16 protein-coding genes are annotated in these 21,817 nt (G+C 44.2%); 8 read left to right on the top strand and 8 right to left on the bottom strand.

Translation table 11 applies throughout. The features are described from left to right. Positions 1-34: 34 nt before the first annotated feature. Together KYS23_RS11010 and KYS23_RS11005 are read right to left on the bottom strand one after the other, a co-directional pair. Entirely contained in the window at positions 35-1,504 is a 1,470-nt protein-coding gene (locus tag KYS23_RS11010) for a diguanylate cyclase (protein ID WP_338081878.1), read from the bottom strand. A 321-nt stretch (positions 1,505-1,825) separates the two neighbouring features. After that, positions 1,826-3,001 carry a thiolase family protein gene (locus KYS23_RS11005; protein WP_159530924.1) on the bottom strand — a complete coding sequence of 392 codons (1,176 nt, stop codon included), beginning with the start codon at positions 2,999-3,001 and terminating at the stop codon, positions 1,826-1,828. 268 nt (positions 3,002-3,269) lie between these two features. Between KYS23_RS11005 and KYS23_RS11000 the strand changes: the two genes are divergently transcribed. The 7 genes from KYS23_RS11000 to KYS23_RS10970 all read left to right on the top strand — a co-directional run bounded on the left by KYS23_RS11000 (position 3,270) and on the right by KYS23_RS10970 (position 11,554). Then, positions 3,270-3,677, top strand: a complete 408-nt coding sequence (locus tag KYS23_RS11000; protein ID WP_057792458.1) for a MerR family transcriptional regulator — start codon at positions 3,270-3,272, stop codon at positions 3,675-3,677. Further along, entirely contained in the window at positions 3,674-4,843 is a 1,170-nt protein-coding gene (locus KYS23_RS10995) for an isovaleryl-CoA dehydrogenase (protein WP_159530926.1), read from the top strand. Before KYS23_RS11000 ends, KYS23_RS10995 begins: the two co-directional genes overlap by 4 nt. An 87-nt stretch (positions 4,844-4,930) precedes the next feature. Further along, entirely contained in the window at positions 4,931-6,538 is a 1,608-nt protein-coding gene (locus KYS23_RS10990; protein WP_218418644.1) for a carboxyl transferase domain-containing protein, read from the top strand. 17 nt (positions 6,539-6,555) lie between these two features. Then, a complete protein-coding gene (locus KYS23_RS10985; RefSeq protein ID WP_159530930.1) occupies positions 6,556-7,350 on the top strand; it encodes an enoyl-CoA hydratase/isomerase family protein in 795 nt (264 codons plus the stop codon). Beyond that, positions 7,347-9,437, top strand: a complete 2,091-nt coding sequence (locus KYS23_RS10980; protein WP_218418642.1) for an acetyl/propionyl/methylcrotonyl-CoA carboxylase subunit alpha — start codon at positions 7,347-7,349, stop codon at positions 9,435-9,437. Before KYS23_RS10985 ends, KYS23_RS10980 begins: the two co-directional genes overlap by 4 nt. Positions 9,438-9,451: 14 nt before the next feature. After that, the gene (locus KYS23_RS10975) at positions 9,452-10,396 is read left to right on the top strand and encodes a hydroxymethylglutaryl-CoA lyase (RefSeq protein WP_218418640.1); all 945 of its coding nucleotides are present in this window, start codon (positions 9,452-9,454) and stop codon (positions 10,394-10,396) included. Positions 10,397-10,573: 177 nt separating this feature from the next. Further along, positions 10,574-11,554: a transposase gene (locus KYS23_RS10970; protein ID WP_218418639.1), complete on the top strand. Its 981-nt coding sequence runs from the start codon at positions 10,574-10,576 to the stop codon at positions 11,552-11,554. Positions 11,555-11,992: 438 nt separating this feature from the next. On the opposite strand, the gene KYS23_RS10965 is transcribed toward KYS23_RS10970, so the two are convergent. The 4 genes from KYS23_RS10965 to KYS23_RS10950 form a co-directional block, all read right to left on the bottom strand. Beyond that, positions 11,993-14,626, bottom strand: coding sequence for an EAL domain-containing protein (locus KYS23_RS10965; RefSeq protein WP_218418637.1), 2,634 nt, complete (start codon positions 14,624-14,626; stop codon positions 11,993-11,995). A gap of 114 nt (positions 14,627-14,740) precedes the next feature. After that, complete coding sequence (locus KYS23_RS10960) at positions 14,741-15,901, bottom strand: MFS transporter (protein WP_218397008.1); 1,161 nt, start codon at positions 15,899-15,901, stop codon at positions 14,741-14,743. A 589-nt stretch (positions 15,902-16,490) separates the two neighbouring features. Further along, the gene (locus KYS23_RS10955; protein WP_159530941.1) at positions 16,491-17,024 is read right to left on the bottom strand and encodes an SRPBCC family protein; all 534 of its coding nucleotides are present in this window, start codon (positions 17,022-17,024) and stop codon (positions 16,491-16,493) included. 44 nt (positions 17,025-17,068) lie between these two features. After that, complete coding sequence (locus tag KYS23_RS10950; RefSeq protein WP_159530943.1) at positions 17,069-18,040, bottom strand: nucleoside hydrolase; 972 nt, start codon at positions 18,038-18,040, stop codon at positions 17,069-17,071. Between the two features lie 222 nt (positions 18,041-18,262). On the opposite strand from KYS23_RS10950, the gene glgC reads away from it, so the two are divergent. Then, a complete protein-coding gene (glgC, locus tag KYS23_RS10945) occupies positions 18,263-19,537 on the top strand; it encodes a glucose-1-phosphate adenylyltransferase (protein ID WP_159530945.1) in 1,275 nt (424 codons plus the stop codon). Between the two features lie 3 nt (positions 19,538-19,540). Here glgC and KYS23_RS10940 read toward each other — a convergent pair whose 3' ends face one another. Continuing rightward, positions 19,541-20,344, bottom strand: a complete 804-nt coding sequence (locus KYS23_RS10940; protein WP_159530947.1) for an alpha/beta fold hydrolase — start codon at positions 20,342-20,344, stop codon at positions 19,541-19,543. Between the two features lie 122 nt (positions 20,345-20,466). Further along, the gene (locus KYS23_RS10935; RefSeq protein WP_126873697.1) at positions 20,467-21,786 is read right to left on the bottom strand and encodes a spinster family MFS transporter; all 1,320 of its coding nucleotides are present in this window, start codon (positions 21,784-21,786) and stop codon (positions 20,467-20,469) included. Between the last annotated feature and the right edge of the window lie 31 nt (positions 21,787-21,817).

Raw genomic sequence — 21,817 nt, 5'->3', positions numbered from 1 at the left:
ACCGCAGCGGGCTCAGCAACGCTTTCATCGCACGCTAGTCTGCGACTGAAACTTTCGCCTTGCCCAGTCTTTTTGAGTGATACAACGCTTTTGTTGTGCGCTCAAACCAATCGGTGAAGTTTTCACTCTCTTTTAGTTCAGATAAACCCGCACTAACTTGCATATCGGCATTGTCGGTAAGCACATCTTGGTCGATACATTCCACCAGGCGATTAGCAAGAACCCGTCCGGCTTCTAGGGCAGTTTGGGGGCATAAAATGATGAACTGCTCGCCTGTGAAGCGTGACACAACATCTACTTCTCTTACGGTTGCAAGACATTGAGACGCCACCTGCTTTAGAATATTTTCCCTGTCGAATTCATTTAATTCGCCCCGACAATCACGCTTACCCCCAATCTCCACAACAATTAATGATGCGGTGGTATGAAAGCGGTGGAAGCGGGAGATTTCCTCTTCTGCCTTCTGAATCATATGGTTGCGGTTATACAGCCCTGTCAGTGTATCGTGGGCTGACAAAAACTCTAGGGTACGATTCCTGTCTAACAACGTAGTTTGCAACGACTCTATTTCGTCATTTTTCTGCTTTGTTAAACGCCTAAATTGTGACACTGTTCTATTGCGCCACACCAAGCAAACAATAGCCATCAATACGAAACATGTAGTTACCAATAATTTGAAATAATCCTGCTCATAGCGAACCTGTACGTTATTCCACTGCTTATAAATATCAACCTTTCTCTTCTCTGAGATAGTGGCTATCGCAGTATTTAAAATAGGAATAATATCGCTGGAAGACTTATTAACACCAAACGCAAGTGAGTCGAACGGCTCGGCATAACCCACAATACTCACGTTATCTATCTTTTGATTATTGATATGTGTATTTACGCTTAATAATGAGCCTACCATAACGTCGATCTCACCTCTTGCCAGCTCGGCAAGCCCTTCACTTTCCGTTTGCACTAACTTCAGCCTTAGCTCTGGATAATGCCTAGATATGTACTCTACTTGCCTGTAACCCTTCACTACCCCAACTGTTCTATGACCAATACCTGCGTAACCTTGCAAAATAGGTGTTCCTGAACGGGCAACCAAAATATTGGGTGCTTCGAAGTAAGGCGTGGAGAAATCGAGAAATTGTTTTCTAAAGTCAGAAACATTCAGCATAGAGAGTATTTGGCAGTTCCCTTGCTGTACGAACGCTAAACTTTGTTCCCATGATTGAGTTGGCACTAGCTTAAAGTTTAAGCCAGACAGCTCTGAAATAGTGTGAATATAATCGGCAGAAATACCAACATGGTTATTATTTCGTATGGCTTCGTAAGGTGCCCAGTCGGGATCGACACAGTACGTCACTTCACGAGGAGCCGTGTTATTGGTCGATTGCGTTTGAGAGACGTTCTGTTGAAGCGCTTGTGCTGCTATTTTCACTGAGTAAGAAAGCGTAAGCAACATTGCTAAGAAGACAAGGCGTAAACACCTGAAAGAAATCAAAAAGACCACCTAAATACAAATACGTAAAATGCGAAAAATCGCACACCAGAGTATCTAACTTAGCGCCTGCAAATGCAACATCGGTCTAAACTAAAAAATCACGATACCAGCACATTCAGCCAAAATTTAGGCAATTTACCTGCCATTTCGTTTCATAGTTGCTAAGTGTCAAAATAACAGTTTAATAAATAGACACTTTTCAATAATAAAGTGAACCTATTCAACGACGGATAATGAACGCGTTATTAGAATAATTAAAACACAAATGGCACCGGTTTGCGGTGCCATTTTCTAAAAATTATGCTTTTTTTTGACGTCAATCAAGCATGCTTATAGCATTTCAACAGCAAGCGCTACGCCTTCCCCGCCACCAATACATAAAGAGGCAATGCCCTTTTTCGCTTTCTTTTGGTTAAGTGCATGCAGCAAGGTGACCAAAATCCGCGCACCCGACGCACCAATAGGGTGACCAAGCGCACATGCCCCGCCTTTTACATTCACTTTACGCTCGTCTAATCCCAGCTTTTGGATAGCCAACATCGTTACCATGGCAAAAGCTTCATTAATTTCGAATAGGTCGACCTCATCTTTAGACCAGCCAGCTTTTAAGAGCACATTTTCCATCGCTCCAACAGGTGCTACCGTGAAATTTTCTGGCTCAATAGAATGTGTGGCATGCGCTACCACTTTAGCAAGCGGAGTTAATCCCAGCGCGTGCGCTTTAGATTCACTCATAACTAGTAACGCCGCCGCACCATCGGATATAGAACTAGAGTTTGCCGCGGTTACCGTACCATCCTTTTTAAACGCAGGGCGAAGGGATGGTATCTTTTCTGGCCGCGCAGAACCTGGACCTTCGTCAGTATCAACCACTACATCGCCTTTGCGGCCAGAAATAGTCACGTTCACGATTTCATCTTTAAAACTACCACTGTTAATCGCTTCATGGGCTTTTGAAAGCGAACTAAGCGCGAATTCATCCATTTCAGTTCTGGTAATGTTTTCAGCATCGGCAGTATCTTGAGCAAAACATCCCATCGCCTTGCCATCATAAGCATTCTCAAGACCATCTAACATCATATGGTCGAGTACTTGTCCGTGCCCCATGCGATAGCCTGTTCTTGCTTTTGGCAACATATACGGCGCATTGCTCATACTTTCGAACCCACCAGCTACAACCACTTCAGCACTACCCGCCTTAATTAAATCATGAGCCAGCATTACCGCTTTCAAACCAGAACCACACACCTTATTAATGGTTGTTACGCCAGCACTAAGAGGAAGGCCTGCGCCTAACGATGCCTGACGAGCGGGTGCTTGACCTAAGCCTGCGGGTAAAACGCACCCCATTATAACTTCATCAACTTGGCTAATATCGAATGTATCACATACCGACTTAATGGCAGTGGCACCTAGTTCGGTGGCGGCCACCCCAGACAGACTTCCATTGAAGCCCCCCATTGGTGTGCGCTTCGCTGCTACGATCACTACTGTTTCACTACTCATCACTTGAACTCCTAACCATCTGTAATTTATGGAATAATATTCAACTAACTTTACTTTCGTATAAAAATGTAGACACCCATGTTTAGATAAGCGAACTATCTCACATATGAAAAATTGACGTTAGCAAAATGTTACTTTACCTTAACGTAAAAGGTAATTAACGTTAACGTAAACCTCAATATATATAGTGTCAAGAATCCCTTTTCATTCAGGGATAGTCTTTTTGTAAACAGCATAAGACAACGACATCAGTCCAAAGGTACGTGTTATGAATAACAACGAGAAAGAGTCGGTATTCGCCATAGGTGAACTGGCAAGAGAGTTCGATATAACTCACCGATCCATTCGCTTTTATGAAGAGCAAGGGCTACTTAGCCCCAAGCGTACCGGGCAAAACCGTGTGTATGACAATAAAGATAGAGTGAGATTAATGCTCATTCTTAGAGGGAAACGACTGGGATTTTCCTTAGCAGAAGTAAAAACCCTATTTGAAATGTACGACACCAACGCCAACTCCGCTGTTCAGCTAGGTACTATGTTGGAAATGACCGCACAAAAACGAGCTGTACTTCATCAGCAACTTGAAGATATTCAAAGCCTGATGCAAGAACTCGATGAAGTAGAAGCACGATGCCGTGAAGAGCTAGCGGAATTAGAACAAGGAAAAATTGCATGAATACCTCCTACCCTACATTAAATTTTGATCTTGGCGAAGATATTGATTTGTTACGCGATCAAGTCTTCCAATTTGCACAAAATGAAATTGCCCCGTTAGCAGAAGAAGCCGACGCTAACAACCAATTCCCTAACGCATTATGGCCCAAGCTGGGTGAAATGGGTTTGTTGGGGGTTACGGTTTCAGAGCAATTTGGCGGCGCCGATATGGGTTATTTAGCCCATACCATAGCAATGGAAGAAGTGAGCCGCGCATCAGCGGGTATTGGCCTGAGTTATGGCGCGCATTCTAACTTATGCGTAAACCAGATTTTTAGAAACGGCAACGACGAACAGCGAGAGAAATATCTGCCTAAATTAGTGTCTGGTGAGCACATTGGTGCGTTGGCCATGAGTGAGCCCAATGCAGGTTCAGATGTGGTGAGTATGAAACTACGTGCACAAAAGCGCGGTGATAAGTACATCTTAAACGGCAATAAAATGTGGATCACCAATGGTCCAGACGCCCATACCTTTGTGATTTACGCAAAGACAGACCCACAAGCCGGACCCAAAGGGATCACCGCATTCATTGTAGAACGTGATTTCCCTGGGTTTACCCGTGCACAAAAGCTCGACAAATTAGGCATGCGTTCATCAAACACCTGTGAACTTGTGTTCCAAGACTGTGAAGTACCTGAGGCAAATATTCTGGGTAAAGAAGGTGAAGGCGTACGGGTGCTCATGAGCGGGCTAGATTACGAGCGATTGGTACTGTCTGGAGGCCCCTTGGGCATTATGCAAGCCTGTATGGATGTGGTTGTCCCCTATATTCATGACAGAGAGCAATTCGGTCAGTCTATTGGTCAATTTCAACTTGTTCAGGGCAAAGTTGCCGATATGTATACCCAAATGAACGCGGCAAGAGCGTATGTGTACACCGTTGCAAAATCTTGCGATCGCGGTGATACCACCCGTAAAGACGCCGCTGGTGCCATTTTGTATTCTGCAGAATTAGCCACCAAGATGGCCTTAGACGCTATTCAGCTTTTAGGTGGTAATGGTTACATCAACGAGTATTCCACTGGCAGATTATTAAGAGATGCCAAGTTATATGAAATTGGTGCGGGTACCTCAGAAATTCGCCGGATGCTAATTGGCCGCGAACTGTTTAACGAATCAAAATAATAATTATAACGTGTCAGTTCAGCTTTTTTTGCTCTTAACGAAAGACTGTGCGGCTTATAAGGCTGCACTGAACAATCAGGAGGGGGTATGCCCGTTCTACGTTCAAAGATAAATACAAAATCAGACACCTTTGTTGCCAATGCGCAGCATATGCAAGCACAAGTAAACGACTTGATTGCAAAAATAGAACAAGTTTCATTAGGTGGCGGGGCACAAGCTGCCCAACGCCATCAATCTCGCGGAAAATTACTTCCCCGAGACAGAATTAACGCCTTAATTGACGACAACACGCCCTTTTTGGAAATAGGCCAATTGGCGGCATGGGATGTGTATGACGATTATGTACCCTGCGCGGGCGTAGTAGCGGGGATAGGTTGCGTGGAAGGTATTGAGTGCATGATAGTGGCGAACGATGCCACAGTAAAAGGTGGCAGTTACTATCCGCTTACCGTGAAAAAGCACTTACGCGCACAAACCATTGCCGAAGAAAATAACTTGCCCTGTATTTACTTGGTAGACTCAGGCGGTGCGAACTTGCCCTATCAAGATGAAGTGTTTCCCGACAAAGAACACTTTGGCCGTATTTTCTTTAACCAAGCCAATATGTCGGCAAAGAATATTCCACAAATTGCTGTGGTGATGGGTTCATGCACAGCGGGCGGTGCTTACGTACCCGCCATGGCTGACGAAAGCATTATTGTAAAAGAACAGGCCACCATCTTTTTAGGTGGGCCGCCACTGGTGAAAGCGGCTACAGGTGAAGTGGTTAGTGCCGAAGCGCTTGGCGGCGGCGACGTGCATACCCGTATTTCAGGGGTGGCAGACCAATTAGCCAATAACGATCATCACGCACTATCTCTTGCAAGAAATGCAGTTTCTAGACTTAACCGAACTAAAAACGTCGCTTTAGATGTGGCAGAGCCAACCCCCCCTCGTTTTGATGCCAAAGAAATTTACGGCATTGTGCCTGCCGATTCAAAGCAAACTTACGATGTGCGAGAAATTATCGCTCGGGTAGTAGATGATTCAGACTTTGATGAATTTAAACCCTTATACGGCACTACGTTAGTGTGTGGATTTGCGCGCATCTTCGGCTATCCGGTGGGCATCATCGGCAATAACGGCATTTTATTCGGCGAAAGCGCGCTAAAAGGCGCACACTTTGTTGAGTTGTGTGCAATGCGTAAAATTCCCCTCGTATTTTTACAAAACATCACTGGTTTCATGGTGGGTAAACAGTACGAACATGGCGGGATAGCTAAACACGGCGCCAAGATGGTTACTGCCGTTGCGTGTGCCCAAGTCCCTAAAATTACCGTATTAATTGGCGGTAGTTTTGGTGCAGGAAACTACGGGATGTGCGGCCGTGGATACGATCCCAGGTTCTTATTTATGTGGCCAAATGCTCGCATATCGGTAATGGGCGGCGAACAAGCCGCTGGCGTACTAGCTCAAGTAAAGCGGGATCAAAAAGAACGTGCAGGTGAAGCCTGGACCGACGAACAAGAGCACGCCATCAAACAACCGGTTATCGACACCTACGAGAAACAAGGACATCCATATTATGCTTCAGCCAGATTATGGGATGACGGCGTTATCGACCCTGCTGATACCCGCACAGTGTTAGGCCTATCGTTATCTGCAGCATTAAATCAACCTATACCCGACACCCGCTTCGGTGTCTTTCGCATGTAGTTTGAGGGGAATTTATTATGGAACAAGCAGTTACTTATCATGTAGACGAAAGAAACGTTGCCCTTATTACGCTAAACCGCGCTGACAAGCACAATGCATTCAACGATGACATGATTGCCACGTTAACCAACCTATTTACGCGCGCTGGCAACGACAGCAGCGTTCGCGCCGTTGTTTTACAAGGCGAAGGAAAGAGCTTCAGTGCTGGTGCCGACTTAGAGTGGATGAAGCGCATGGCGCAGTACGATGAAGCTAAAAATCACACCGATGCGATGGCGCTAGCCACCATGTTGCACACTTTGTACACCTTGCCGAAGCCCACAATTGCTCGCGTGCAAGGGGCTGCATTTGGCGGTGCGGTAGGTCTTATCGCTTGCTGCGATATTGCCATTGGTAGCAAGTTAAGTAAGTTTTGTTTAAGCGAAGTAAAAATCGGTCTTATTCCCGCCACTATCAGCCCTTACGTGATAGAAGCCATGGGCGCACGGGTATGCAGACGTTATTTTCAAACCGCAGAAGTCTTTTCTGCTCGCCGAGCCCGGAGGCTAGGACTGCTTAGCGAGGCTGTGACCGAAGATGAACTTGATAGCACAATAGACGATATTGTCACCCAAATTTTAAAAAACGGACCCGTGGCGGTATCGCAAGCCAAAGCCTTAGTGCAACAAGTTGCCAATGCTCCTATTAATGCCGAATTGCTTGATGAAACAAGCAAGCAAATTGCCAAAATAAGAACCTCGCAAGAAGGACAAGAAGGCTTAGGGGCTTTCATCGAAAAACGCCCCCCAGCGTGGCAGGAGAAACGATCATGATTAAAAAACTACTTATTGCTAATCGCGGCGAAATTGCATGTCGCGTGATGCGTACAGCTAAAGCTATGGGTATTCAAACAGTGGCGGTTTATTCAGACGCTGATGCAAATGCCTTACACGTTTTACAGGCGGATGAAGCGGTTTATTTAGGCCCTGCCCCCTCTAAAGATAGCTATTTGCGCGGTACCGCAATTATTGAATACGCCAAAAAGCTTGATGTAGATGCCATTCATCCTGGCTATGGTTTTTTATCTGAGAATGCCGATTTTGCTAAGGCATGTGCCGCGCACGATATTATATTTGTAGGCCCACCCGCGTCTGCCATAGAAGCCATGGGATCTAAATCTGCGGCCAAGAAAATTATGGAAGGTGCTGGCGTGCCTTTGGTGCCAGGTTATCACGGAGATGATCAAGATGAGGCTACCTTAAAGCAAGCCAGTGATGCTATGGGCTATCCTGTGTTGCTTAAAGCTGCTGCCGGTGGTGGTGGTAAAGGTATGCGTCAGGTGTGGAAAGAAAGCGAGTTTTCGGCGGCGCTAAGTGCAGCGAAAAGAGAGTCGATGGCAAGCTTTGGCGATGAGCATATGCTAGTTGAAAAGTACCTCACTCGCCCTCGCCATGTTGAGATACAAGTTTTCTGTGACACCCATGGTAACGGCGTGTATCTATTTGAACGTGACTGCTCTGTACAGCGTCGTCATCAAAAAGTCATAGAAGAAGCACCTGCTCCTAATTTTCCTGCCAATATTCGGCAGCAAATGGGCGAAGCGGCCCTTCAAGCAGCAAAAGCGATTAATTATGTAGGTGCGGGAACCGTTGAGTTCTTGTATGACGAAGACGGCTCGTTCTATTTCATGGAAATGAATACCCGCTTGCAAGTAGAGCACCCTGTTACGGAAATGATTACCGGTGAAGACTTGGTTCGCTGGCAGCTTGATGTCGCAGAAGGAAAAACCCTGCCCAAGACCCAATCAGAATTAACGCTAACGGGACACGCATTCGAAGCGCGCATCTACGCGGAAGATCCCAACAATGATTTTCTGCCCGCCAGCGGCACGCTCTCGCTTATCAAGACACCCATGTTAGCAAGCCCGGCTTCCTATCAAAACAGCCAGTCGCTAAACAAGACACCCACGTTATCTAGCCAAGGCTCAGCAAGTAAAGTCCGTATCGATACCGGCGTGCAGCAAGGTGACGACATTAGTGTTTATTACGACCCGATGATATCTAAACTCGTTGTATGGGGTGAGGACAGGGAATCTGCATTAAAACAATTAGTTAGCGCACTAAAGCAATACCATATTGACGGCGTAACCACGAATATTGATTTCCTTATCGACGTGGCGTCGAGTACACCGTTCAGTAACGCAGAACTAACCACAACTTTTATTGATAAACACGCTGACATCCTGTTCAGCAGCCAGAGTAAATCAGCTGTTGCTGAGCTTCCTGCTATTGCACTACTAACTGTACTTTCACGCAATCAAGATGCGGCGAACGATGGACTCCCCTCACCTTGGGGGGTTGTTGGCGCATGGCGCCCCAACATGGAATATCAAGAATCCCTCTCCGTTATAGTGAATGATGCACTCCACTCGCTCACAATAAGGCACATTACCAAATCAGGTAACACACTGAATCAAAAGGGTACTTTTCTTAAGGTGAGCACGGATAGCGAAAGCTTTGAAGCAACTGGTTATCTTGTTGGTGATAAGTTAATTGCCTCTGTAGATGGTGTAGGGCGTACCTATCATTTCTCGAACAATGAAGGGCAATTTGGCTTATTTGGTCAAGATTCGAACTGTCATTTCAAGGTGGTAACGCCTGATATAGGAGATGACGATGACAATCAAAATGGTGCGAGTTTAGATGCACCAATGAATGGTACCGTGGTGGCTCATTTGGTTGAGGTTGGTGCTAGCGTTACAAAAGATGCGCCGCTACTTATTATGGAAGCAATGAAGATGGAACACAGTATTGCTGCACCTTGCGACGGTGTGGTACGTGGCTATTTTTATCAACCTGGTGAGTTAGTAGATGGCGGCTCAGTGTTGATTGATTTTGATCCTGAGCCGAAAGGTGAATGAGTGTGGAAACCGTTATGAAGACACCCATTGCAAATTCGACAACTAAGCAAACGACTCACTTTCCCTCGAAAGTGAGTATCGTGGAAGTTGGTGCCCGTGACGGGTTACAAAACGAAAAGGCGACTCTTAGCGCTAAAGACAAAATACACCTCGTTAATTTGCTTAGCGCAAGTGGATTAAAACGTATTGAAGCGGGCAGCTTCGTTTCCCCAAAATGGGTTCCTCAAATGGCAGATTCTGACGCAGTTTTCAATGGAATTAGCCGAGCTAAAGAAGTTATCTATTCTGCGTTAACTCCTAACCTGAAGGGATTCGAAGCAGCATTGTCTGTTGGCGCTGATGAAGTTGCTATATTTGGTGCTGCGTCCGAATCTTTTTCTCAAAAAAATATAAACTGCTCAATCAGTGAAAGCTTGAAAAGATTTGAGCCTGTCATTGCGGCCGCAAACACGCATAAAATCCCAGTCAGGGGCTACGTATCTTGTGTGATGGGCTGCCCTTATGAAGGAGAAATTTCTAGCGAGGCGGTAGCACTGGTATCCAAGGCATTACGAGATATGGGTTGCTATGAAATTTCACTTGGTGACACCATAGGAACCGGTACTCCTGCGTCTACAACTCGTTTACTCGAGCAAGTTTGCCAACACGTGCCTGTTGCCGACTTAGCCGTTCACTTTCACGACACCTATGGTCAAGCACTAGTTAATATCTACACCGCATTGCAGTACGGTATAGCGAGCATAGATAGCGCTGTGGCAGGACTTGGGGGATGTCCTTATGCTAAAGGCGCGAGCGGAAACGTGGCGACGGAAGACGTTCTATATATGCTTAATGGACTTGGAATCGAAACTGATGTGAGTATGGATAAGCTGCTTGTTGCTACTGAATTCATCTCTTCTTTATTAGGCAGAAAACCAGTGTCTAAGGTAGCTAATGCATTGCTTGCCAAGATAAATTAGATTCACTTTCTTCGGCATTTAGCGCTACCAAGACACCCATCGCTGGCAACGTCACTACCAGCAAGCCATCCTTCGTAAAATAAAGGGGCAATTCAATTAATTCACGCCTAAAATACAGGTTCATCAATTTTCATTGATTGCTAGCATGGTGATATACGAATTTACTGGATATTGACCGTGCAGCAATCAAGAAGCAGCCAAATCAGTCTTGCAGATACTCCTTACTATCATTGTGTTTCTCGCTGCGTTAGACAATGCTACCTGTGCGGCATTGATCAGCATTCTGGCAAAAGTTTCGAACATCGAAGAGGCTGGGTAGAGCGCCGATTATTAGAGTTAGTATCGGTGTATTCCATTGATATTTGTGCTTATGCGGTAATGAGTAATCACGTCCATGTAGTCCTGCATGTTGACAAAAAAAGCGCACATACCTGGAGCCAGGAAGAAGTACTAACCAAGTGGCACCGTATTCATAAAGGCACCCTGCTCACTCAAAGGTTCCTTAAAGGTGAGCCCCTCTCGGAAGCCGAAATACAAGCAGTAACCGATACTGCTGAAATTTACCGTGGGCGTCTGTATGACATTAGTTGGTTTATGCGAAATCTAAATGAGTTTATTGCTAGGGCGGCAAATACAGAAGACGAGTGCACGGGGCGATTTTGGGAGGGAAGATTTAAATCTCAAGCTTTGTTGAATGAAAGCGCCCTCCTTTCCTGTATGGCCTATGTAGACTTAAACCCCGTTAGAGCCAAGGTTGCGACCACGCCTGAAAACGCTAGGTACACCAGTATTTACTCACGAATACAGGCAATGAAGTGCAATTCGAATACTTCTGAATTGCTACCGTTTACAGGGGAGTGTAAACAACACGACTCCAAACTATTACCCATTGGCCTAACCGATTACCTTGAACTCGTCGATACAATGGGAAGAATCATTCGTGATGACAAACCAGGTTACATCAATAGCAATTACGCCCCGATATTGTCTAGATTAGGGATAAAACAAATTCACTGGCAGACGCTTACCACTAGCTTCGAAAAGTTATTTAGTTATGCAGCTGGGTGTGAAGTCACAATGAGGAGGTTTAAGCAAAATACCAATCGGCAGCGAGCAAGAGGAATAAAGAACGCAAAATTGCTTTCCAACGCAAGCTAGTTACCATCTTTTGTCCGCGGATATGAGTTAAATGGCAAAAAATCCCCTTTGTTGACTCAGCAGCCCTTTATCGTCAAAAGTTAATTCGTAGCCCTACCTTAGTTGTTACACTACGGCCTTATTATTCCTTTTCAAACTGTCTAAGTAACCTCATCGCATCTATAAATAATCGCCAAGCTAAATGCTTGGTAGATTTTAAACTTCTGCTCGGCTAACAGAACTAACGAGACACCCACTGTATTTCCTTGAGCAGGGTTGAGATTAAACCTGTATTAGGGTGGGTGTCCTCATATCTTTTATATTTTCACCACAACTCCTGTTTAAATGTAAACATGGGTGTCTTCGTAAAATTAGGTAGTCTTATAAGCTAAGGTTGCCCTGATAACCTTCTTAAGGTGGGTGTCTTGATAACTCTTATAATGCCTGAGAATTCTGGATTCAAGCAGGTTCTCGATTATCACTTAAAGCCAACCACGACTCATTAGCTTCCCAGGTAGTTAGCCATAGAGAAACTTGATTAGCGGCCATAGGCTTGGCAATGCCATAGCCTTGCGCTAACACACACCCCAAGCGGATAAGGGCAACGCCGTGCTCAACTGACTCTACGCCTTCCGCAATCACTTCTCGTTTAAATGCTTTTGCTAATCCCACCACACCTTCAACAATCGCTAAGTCATCAGTGTCATCTAACATGTCTCGCACAAAGCTTTGGTCAATTTTAATTAAGTAAGCTGGCAAACGTTTTAGATAAGTAAGTGATGAGTAACCAGTACCAAAATCATCTAAAGCAAAGCTCACCCCTAAATCGTGACACGCATTCATTGTTGAAGATACCTGAAAGGTATCTTGCAGTGCACTGGTTTCCAGAATTTCTAGCTCTAAATAGCCTGGGTCTACGTCAGGATGTGCCGCTAAAAGTGTTTCTAGTCGAGAAGTGAAGTTGTCCTGCTGCAATTGATGTGCACTAATATTCACACTTACGGGTAATGAAATACCGCGTTTCTGCCAGTGCGATATTTGTGTTAAAGCGGCATCAATAACCCACTCTCCAACTTCCAAGCTGATACCGTGCCCTTCAATAACTGGCAAAAATTCGAGCGGTGGAATTAAGCCGCTTTCAGGGTGCTCCCAGCGGAGCAAAGCTTCTACACCAATCACTTCACCAGAGCTCATATTCACCTTCGGTTGGTAGTGTAAAACAAACTCTTTGCGATCCAACGCAACGCGTACATTATCAATGCTCTTGTTATAGGTATTAATCGCGTTATCTTGCTCTAAATCGAACTGGTGATATCGGTTCTTACCCCCCTGTTTTGCAATATACATGGCATGGTCTGCGTGGCGTATTAACTGATCCGCATCGACGTTATCTTGAGGGAAAACAGTCACACCAATACTGGCCGACACTTGCATAACCGCATCGGCAATATTGACTGGTGCAGAGGCAGATTTAAGAAGTCGATTTAAGACATGCTCACAATCACTAAACTCATCCAAGTTAACCATAATAATAATGAATTCGTCACCGCCAATACGTGCAATTGTATCTCCCGCTCTTAAACTAGCTTTTAAGCCATTGGAGACTTCAACCAAAAACTGATCACCGATATTGTGCCCGTAATTATCATTAATCGCTTTAAATCCATCTAAATCCATAAATGCGACGGCCAGTGAATTTTGTTGTAACTGACTGTGCTTAATGGCTTGATTAAGGCGCTTGGCAAGTAACACTCTGTTAGGTAAGTTGGTCAACAGATCATAATGCGCTATTCGTTCTAACTTACCTTCATTGAGCTTAATTTCTGATATGTCAGTTGAGAGTGACACATAATGTTGCACCTGCCCTTCCGAGTCTTTGACGGCGCTGATTGTGACCATTTCAGGATAAACTTCACCATCCTTACGACAATTCCAAATCTCACCTCTCCAGTGCCCATCAGTATTAAGCGTATTCCACATGTTTTTATAAAACTGCGCGCTGTGGCGTCCAGACTGAAGAATTTTAGGGTTCTTCCCTAGCACTTCCGATTTACTGTAGCCTGTAATGCGGCAAAGTGTATCGTTCACTTCAATAATGATGGCGGAAGCGTCTGTGATAATAATGCCTTCGTTCGCATGAGTGAAAACGCTGGCAGCACGCTTTAATGTCTCTTCGGAACGATTTTTTTCGATGGCAATACTCGCTAAACTGGCAGTTTGTTCAATTAACGCAAGATCAGAATCAGATGGGCAATTAATACTGGAGTGATAAATAGCGAAAGTACCAAGTACTGCGCCTTGAGTAGAACGAATGGGTTCAGACCAACAAGCGCCTAAATTAGCGCTAAACGCTAAGTCTTTAAAATCTTTCCAATAAGGATGGGTTTGTATATCTGCAACAATAACACGTTCGTTAGTAAACGCCGCTGTGCCACAAGAACCCACGCCCATACCTATCTCTATGCCATCAATAGCATCGGTATAAAATTTAGGAAGACTATTTCCGGTTCCGTTGCGCAGATGCCCCCCTGAATCCTCGAGGATTAAGATGCTGCACATCATTTCTGGGTTATTAAGCTCAACCACGCTGACAATGGCATCTAGCACCTTTTTTAGAGGTTCTCCGCTGGTAATGAGTTCTAATACTTCACTGCGCGTTGTTTCCCTTAACTCATTCTGCCTGCGTTTGGTAACGTCTCGGATAACACCAACAATAAATCGTCTATTATTGCGGTCTACAAATCGGCTCAGTTTAGCAAGTACTACCCTTGCTTTGTCACCCTTGCCCTGCAGGGTTTGCTCAATGACTTTATCTTCTCCGGTATCAATTACATGCTGATCGCTGTGCGCCAACTTCACCAATTCTTGTGGGTAGATTGTATCTGAGAAGGTTTTTCCAATGAGTTTTTTTCGAGAAACGTTTACAAGCTCACAAAAGGCGTTGTTAGCAACTAAAAGCTTACCCTCCCCGTCTTTAATAAATACAGGGTCAACTGATATGTCCAAAAACGCATTAAGATAACCCTCCAATTCCTCAGGATCTTTTACTGGCAATACTGCCGGGCCATTATTTTCTTGTTGTTTATAAGACATATTTGAAACCAAACTTGATTACTAGAGCCACGTTCGCCCAATATCGACTGATATATGAATTGGGTTTCAGAAATGTAATCACGGTAATTTGCACGGCTTCGACCTCCTATTGTCTTATTTTTCTTTTGGTAACATAAGCGTAGTACAAATCGCCATAGTGAGCATTGCAGCCATAATGTACACCACTGAAAAGTCTATAAATGACGATATAATCGCGTAGAAACCACCAAAGCCAAGTAAAATAAGGCCTATAGCTGTGTTTGAAAAACCGACTAATTCAGTCCTGTCTTGCCCATCTTTAATATCTAAACTGTAAGTTTTTCGCCCTGTTCGCACGCCTGCATGAGCAATAGAAAGAATAAAAAACAACCCTGCAGACATCCACAAATTTTCAGGCTTCATAGCAAGTAAGCCAACACAGGCAATTAATGCCAAGGCTCCTGACAATTGAAGGGTGAATCGAGCGCTTTTATCTGCAATTTTTCCCCAAAGAAACGAAGAAAGCATAGATGCTAAGGCTTGTGCAGCAAGATAAAACGGAAGCAAAGATTTTGCGCTTTGTACACTTTCCAACATGAAGTACGGCGCGACTAGCGCAGAGTGAACAAACAGTCCCCTCACAAAAACGAACCGATATACTGTGTTGTCAAAACGCCAATTAAACAACGACTTATTTTTAGATTCTTCTATTTCAACATGGGTTTTTATTGAAAACATTAAAAATAGCGTGACACAAAATGCAAGCGCTGATGACGCTAGCAAAATGTAAAGTGAATAGCCTTCAAGCTCTTTTTCAAAATACACCAAAGGCACTGCTGCGCACAATGTCATCACACCAGACGCTGTGGATGCTAACCCTACCAACCTGCCTCGTTCCCCTTTTTGACTGACATCTGCTTCCATGTCTTTTACGGTAAGAGAGCTCGCAGAGCGGCCTAAACTTAGAAATACAAGTGAAGCGAGTATTATTAGCCCAGCCAAAGAACCTTCGGTGACAAGTGCAGCAGCTAACATGGTACATATGGCCGATATCTGTACGGCCATACCCAACCGCCAAACGTGGTGCCTAGCGCTTTTATTACGTAGATACACACCAATTAGGGCTTGTGGTAACAATGCGCCAGATTCGCGAATTGGCACCAACCACATCACCATCCAGCTAGGAGCCCCCAAAGAGATTAGTAGTGCAGGTAGTGTAGTTTTTGCAGACGCCAGTAAGTCGGCCAATTTATTGAAAGCTAGGCCGACAATTAGACGACGTTTATTTCCCAGCATGTCCTTCCCTAAGGTAATTTTACAAAATCACAAACGCTTCTAACCAGCAAGCCTGCCACAGCTCATTTAAGAGTTACTTAATGGACTTTATACTAAAAACCCTCAGAACTCGATCATGCAGCAATTAAGCGCACTATATCTTACTAACACACTGAACAATCTTAACAATTAGGCCAATTTAAAACCTAAAAGCTTATCGAGACACCCATCGTAAACTAACTGTCCCACCAACCTGTTTAAGTAAGATCGCTAGGTTTCCATCAGCGCTTCATATCCTATTCATAACACTACCATGGGTGTCTCGATAACGTCATAATCATGGGTGTCTCTTTAATTCTTTTAAGACAACCTAAACATGGGTGTCTTTGTAAACATGGGTGTCTTTGTAAACAATAAATGCTTCTTAACATGGGTGTATCGATAACGCCAATAACACCATCTAGCAACACCAGAGAAGTATTTTGAATTTATATCGCCCAAAATGAAAAAAGCCAAGTTCGCTTTGGAACATATCCATAAAAGCAAACTCGGCTTGGTCTGTAGTGAAAATCATTGCCGCTTCTGCACTAAGCAAAAGCGTGGCTAGTTTTTAGCCTTTATTCTCAACAACGGTTTTCAAATTTTCTAATCCCATTTCAAAATCTGGGCCTATCATGCCGTCCATCATGAGTACAAAATAGCGATTGATGATATTGTTACCTACATCACCAGAGTCAACCCACGTCACTTTGGTAGCCTCACCTGCAGGCGATATTACCAATGAACCTGTCGAACCCATTTCCCAATCAGGAAAAGCCAATGAGTAAACGACCTTTTTATTGTGTTCTAAATCGGTAATTTTCATTTCCCCATTGCCTTCCGTCACGCTTTTCCAAGATGACATCATTCCAATAGCTCTATCTGGCCCAGAGTAATCAATTTCCATACTAGGGTCGCGTTGAAACCAAACGCCCCAGTTTTGCCACGCCCGTAAATCGACGACATCGGGATAAATTTCTTCAGGTTGCGCATTGATTAAAATACTTCTTTCAACTTTGTATTGCTTTGGAAGGAATAGCCCAACCACGACAACCAAAGCAATCAGTACGCCCACACCTAAAACTATCTTCTTTAAAACTGCCATCTAAAACTCCATGATAATCACATAGGACTAGAAATATATAACAATTATTTAACAAATGGCACTGGTGATTGACAAAATTCTCCGCTCAAATAATACAGCACCATTTCCCGGACGTAATCAGCATCAACACTAGCCACCCAAGAAATTCGACTCCCTGCATTCTCACACGGGAAGGTTTGACCAGCATTCGGCGTCGTTGTACTTACCGCAACCTGACCGGTTTCAATACTTAGCTTGTCTTCTGGCAATGCTAAAATACAGGTAGAAAGAATATCCCATAAAAAATACGTAAACTCATAAGATGGAATAGACGTTACCGTAGACGCCCAGAATTGACCAGACAGGTCTGAGACTGGCGTATTTTTTACAGCAAGTTGCTGTAAAAAATCCCAACTAACTGGCAAATCGTTGGTGGCATCTAAAGGTACCAATATCAGGTTAACGCCACTATCTACCAGTACTTTGGTGGCTTTAGGATCCCAATATGCATTCCATTCTGCAGAGCCGTCATGATCATGCATAGCCACATTACCTTTAACCTTCACGGCACCTCCCATCCACACTGCCTTCCGCACCTTATCGACTAGGTCTGGATTTTGGGTAAACGCGGCGGCTAAATTGGTAGCTGGGCCTGTCATTAATACAGTAACTGGCGACGCAGCATTTGTTAACGCACTTTGTATCCATTCATGAGCGGCCTTGCTTTCCACCTTCACTTCATCGTGAGGGGTACGCAACATCGTAGGTGTAGCATGGCACATTTTAGGCTGAGCGCGCCATTCAGGCGGAAATGGATTTGGACCAGTTAACTGCCCTACACTCACGGGAATATGGGTATTGCCCGTTAACGTAAGAATTTTGCGAGTACTCAGTAATGCATCATCGGGGTAGCAGTCGGCTGGCGTAATGGTGACACCTACCACATTTATATTAGGCAAACGCAGCAAAAGTAATAGCGATAATAAATCGTCGATACCACCATCGTGGTCAAAAATAACTGGGGTAGTAGAAGACATAAAAAATCCCTTAAGATAATTATAACGTTTTTTTTACATTGTTCAGTAAAACGCCGTGGCTTTATATTTATTCTTGTGTAATATGAAGTTAGGTTATCATAAAACCTAATTTTCAAGGGCAATATTCTACTTACAACGCCCTAGTGCAATCGGTATGAATTATGGTTTTTACACATTCATCGACACCGGAAGATTGTGTCTCAAAAAATGGAGAACGAGGACATGGCAGATAACAGTTCACGCTATATTAGTAATCTGACTCGCGATACCTATGCACTGATATTAGCTGGAGGACGAGGCTCACGTTTGCATGAACTAACAACATGGCGTGCAAAACCTGCACTCTATTTTGGCGGTAAGTTTAGGATTATTGATTTCCCGCTGTCGAATTGTATTAATTCAGGCATTAGACGTGTTGGTGTAGTAACCCAATACAAGTCGCATTCATTGATAAGACATTTAGTACGCGGTTGGGGGCACTTCAAAAAGGAACTTGGCGAGTCAGTAGAAATACTACCCGCTTCTCAGCGATTCTCAGATAGTTGGTACGAAGGTACCGCCGATGCAGTATTCCAAAATATCGACATTATTCGAGACGAACTCCCCAAGTACGTAATGATTTTATCTGGCGACCATATCTATCGTATGGATTACGGTACTATGCTAGCTCGTCATGTTGAAAGTGGCGCTAAAATGACGGTGTCATGTATGTCGGTCCCTATCGAAGAAGCGGCTGGGGCATTTGGCGTGATGTCGGTAGATGAAAATTTCCGTATTAACGGTTTTGCAGAGAAACCTGAAAACCCTGCTCCATTGCCTGGCGATGATAGCCGATGCCTAGCGTCAATGGGTAACTATGTTTTCGATACTGAGTTTCTTTTCGAACAATTACGAAGAGACGCTGAAACCTCTGGCTCACAGCGTGATTTTGGTAAAGACATTATTCCGTCAATAATCAAAGATCACCCCGTGTATGCGTTTGAATTTGAAAGCACCGGTGGTGGCGATGCCTATTGGCGCGATGTAGGTACCATTGATTCATTTTGGGAAGCCAATATGGAGATGGTGGCGCCCGTTCCACAGCTTAATTTGTACGATCAAAAGTGGCCCATCTGGACCTACCAAGAACAATTGCCACCTGCAAAATTTGTGTGGGAAGACCACGACAGACGCGGTGAAGCGATTAATTCGGTTGTGTCTGGCGGCTGTATTATTTCTGGTTCAACCCTTCGCGGCACAATTTGCTTCTCGAACGTAAGAGTGCACTCGTACGGGCTTATAGAAGATGCCGTAATTTTGCCTGATGTTGAAATTATGCGTAATTGTAAGCTAAGAAAAGTGTTGCTTGATAGAGGTTGCGTTATTCCAGAAGGTACCGTCATCGGCTACAACCATGATGATGATAGAGCACGAGGATTCCGTGTTTCTGAAAAAGGCGTGGTGTTAGTTACACGAGAAATGCTAGGCCAACCTGTTGGCGGCCTATCCCCGAACTAAAGGTTAGTTATTCCATTTTGAAATGGTGGTTGAAATCAATTCAGCCACTGCTTCTGGGTGTTCTAAAGGGAACATATGCCCACCATTGAATTCAGTATGATCAATGTTGTTATGTTGAATTAACCTTTCGTACATAGCCGGTCTGCACACCTCGCCATCTTTAGCCGTTACCAGCAAAGCTGGGCACTTCAACTTGCCTTTATACTTACCTAAATTATGCGGTACATTGCGAAATAGCGATGCTTCAACCTCGGCTTTAAATGTTAGCGATGTCAGCTCACCTTTAGTGTGGGTTACATGCTTTACATAATCACGAATACACCGCTTATCCATATTACGAAACAACGCTTTTCCTTGAAAATACGCTTCCATATCAATATGAGATGGCCATTGCGTATTTCGCGTTTCAGCTAGCTTTGCTGGGGTTAATTTATTAATTAACGGCGTCTTCTTTGCAAAGCGAAAAAAGTAACTCATGGGCCCCATCACTAACGGAGGGTCAAGCATGATAAGCCCTCGGAACAAGCTGGGCTCCTCGCAGGCTGCCATGTATGAAATCACCGCACCAAAAGAATGCCCTACCGCATAAACACCTCTACTGTCGGTGTTTTCGGCTTTTACGTGTTTAATAAGCTCATTAACTTGATTGCGCCAATTCGCATTTACTGGCAATTGAGGGTCGTGACCAAACCTGTCGACATGAAGACGGTGAAAATTCTCAGGTAATGAAGAAAAAAGCGCGTTATAACTACCTGCAGGAAATCCATTTGCATGCGCAAAGTGAAAACTAATATCGGTTTTCGACAATGAAATACTCCTTCATGAAAAGCGATGTCAAAGCTACAATTAGCAATAGCAAAGAGAGAAAAGTAAGGGCTGGTAAACCAGCCCTTTATCAAAACAACATGTTATTTATGAAGAAGATAGTACTACAGCCCTCTCGACTCTGCCATCTCCCAATCTTTAACAATTTTAGTACTGGTCCATAAGAACACGATAATAGAAAGCGCATAAGGCACAATCAAATACAGTAAAGACTGACGAAGGGCTTCAACTTCGCCCAATGAAGGCACTAACGCCTGGCTAATAATACCGGTAATCGTTGGCCCGCCGCCCAATGCAATTATGTTCAATACAAAGAAAAACAATGCAGTAGACATTGCACGAACGTTAATAGGTGCAAGGGTTTGCGCCATGGCAAAGCTTGGGCCTAAATAGGAACCACTGGTAAACAACAAGAATGTCATTAACCCTACCGACAACCATAAGTCGTTAACTTGAAGCGAGAAATACAACGCTGGTACACCTATAATTAGCGCAATAGCAGGTAACAACGCATACGCTTTCTTATTTTGTTTACCCCACCTATCGGCAATATAACCACCAAGCCACACGCCTAATGCATAAGCAGAACCATTGATAATACCGAACGCAATAAGCAACTGGGTAATATCTAGCCCTGCAAAGGCACGTACATAATAATCGATGATCCAAGTCGAAATGGCGTAGTTACCGAACGAGCCAAAGGAAATACCTAACGCCATACCCCACCACGTTGGAATCTTCAATAAGGTTTTAAGTGAAGCTGAAACACTGGGCTTTTCAGCGTCATCCGTTTGTACTGACTCGGTACGTTTTGGCTCTTTCACCGTAAACTTCAGCAATAGTGCTAATATTACACCCGGTAAACCCACACTTATCATTACGGTACGCCAATCAGCAGAACCGCCTTGTAAGAAAAATGCAGAAGCAAAGAATGCCAACATCACGCCAAATGGAATACCCAATGAGTACACCGCCAATGCGCCCGCACGCTTTTCTTTAGGAAATAGGTCGGAAATAATACTGTGTGAAGGTGGGCTGCCCCCTGCTTCACCAATACCTACACCAATTCTGGCCAGTGCCAGCTGAGTGTAGTTCATGGCAAGCCCTGAGGCGGCGGTAAAGCCACTCCATAGGGTAAGCGAGATAGCAATGATATTCACACGACTATACCGATCGGCAAGCCACGCTATAGGGATGCCCACCACAGTATAAAGAATGGCGAAATAAACGCCCTTTAATAAGCCTAACTGTGCGTCATCTAAACCCAAATCAGCTTTAATGAATGGAGAAAGGATACCTATGATCTGTCTATCAATAAAATTAAATGCATAAACCAGCGTTAGTATCACTAACACGTAGTTTCTGTAGGCGCGGGATGTATCCGCTTTCTCTACTGGTGCCGTTTGAACCTGACTATGGGCCATATCATTCCCTTTAAATTCAATGAAAACTCAG

It is taken from the genome of Alteromonas lipotrueae (genome assembly GCF_019249255.1).
In the GTDB taxonomy this organism is placed as follows: Bacteria; Pseudomonadota; Gammaproteobacteria; order Enterobacterales; family Alteromonadaceae; genus Alteromonas; species Alteromonas lipotrueae.
The sequence above is the reverse complement of the archived record's forward strand: the minus strand, read 5'-3'. Positions and strand labels throughout refer to the sequence as shown.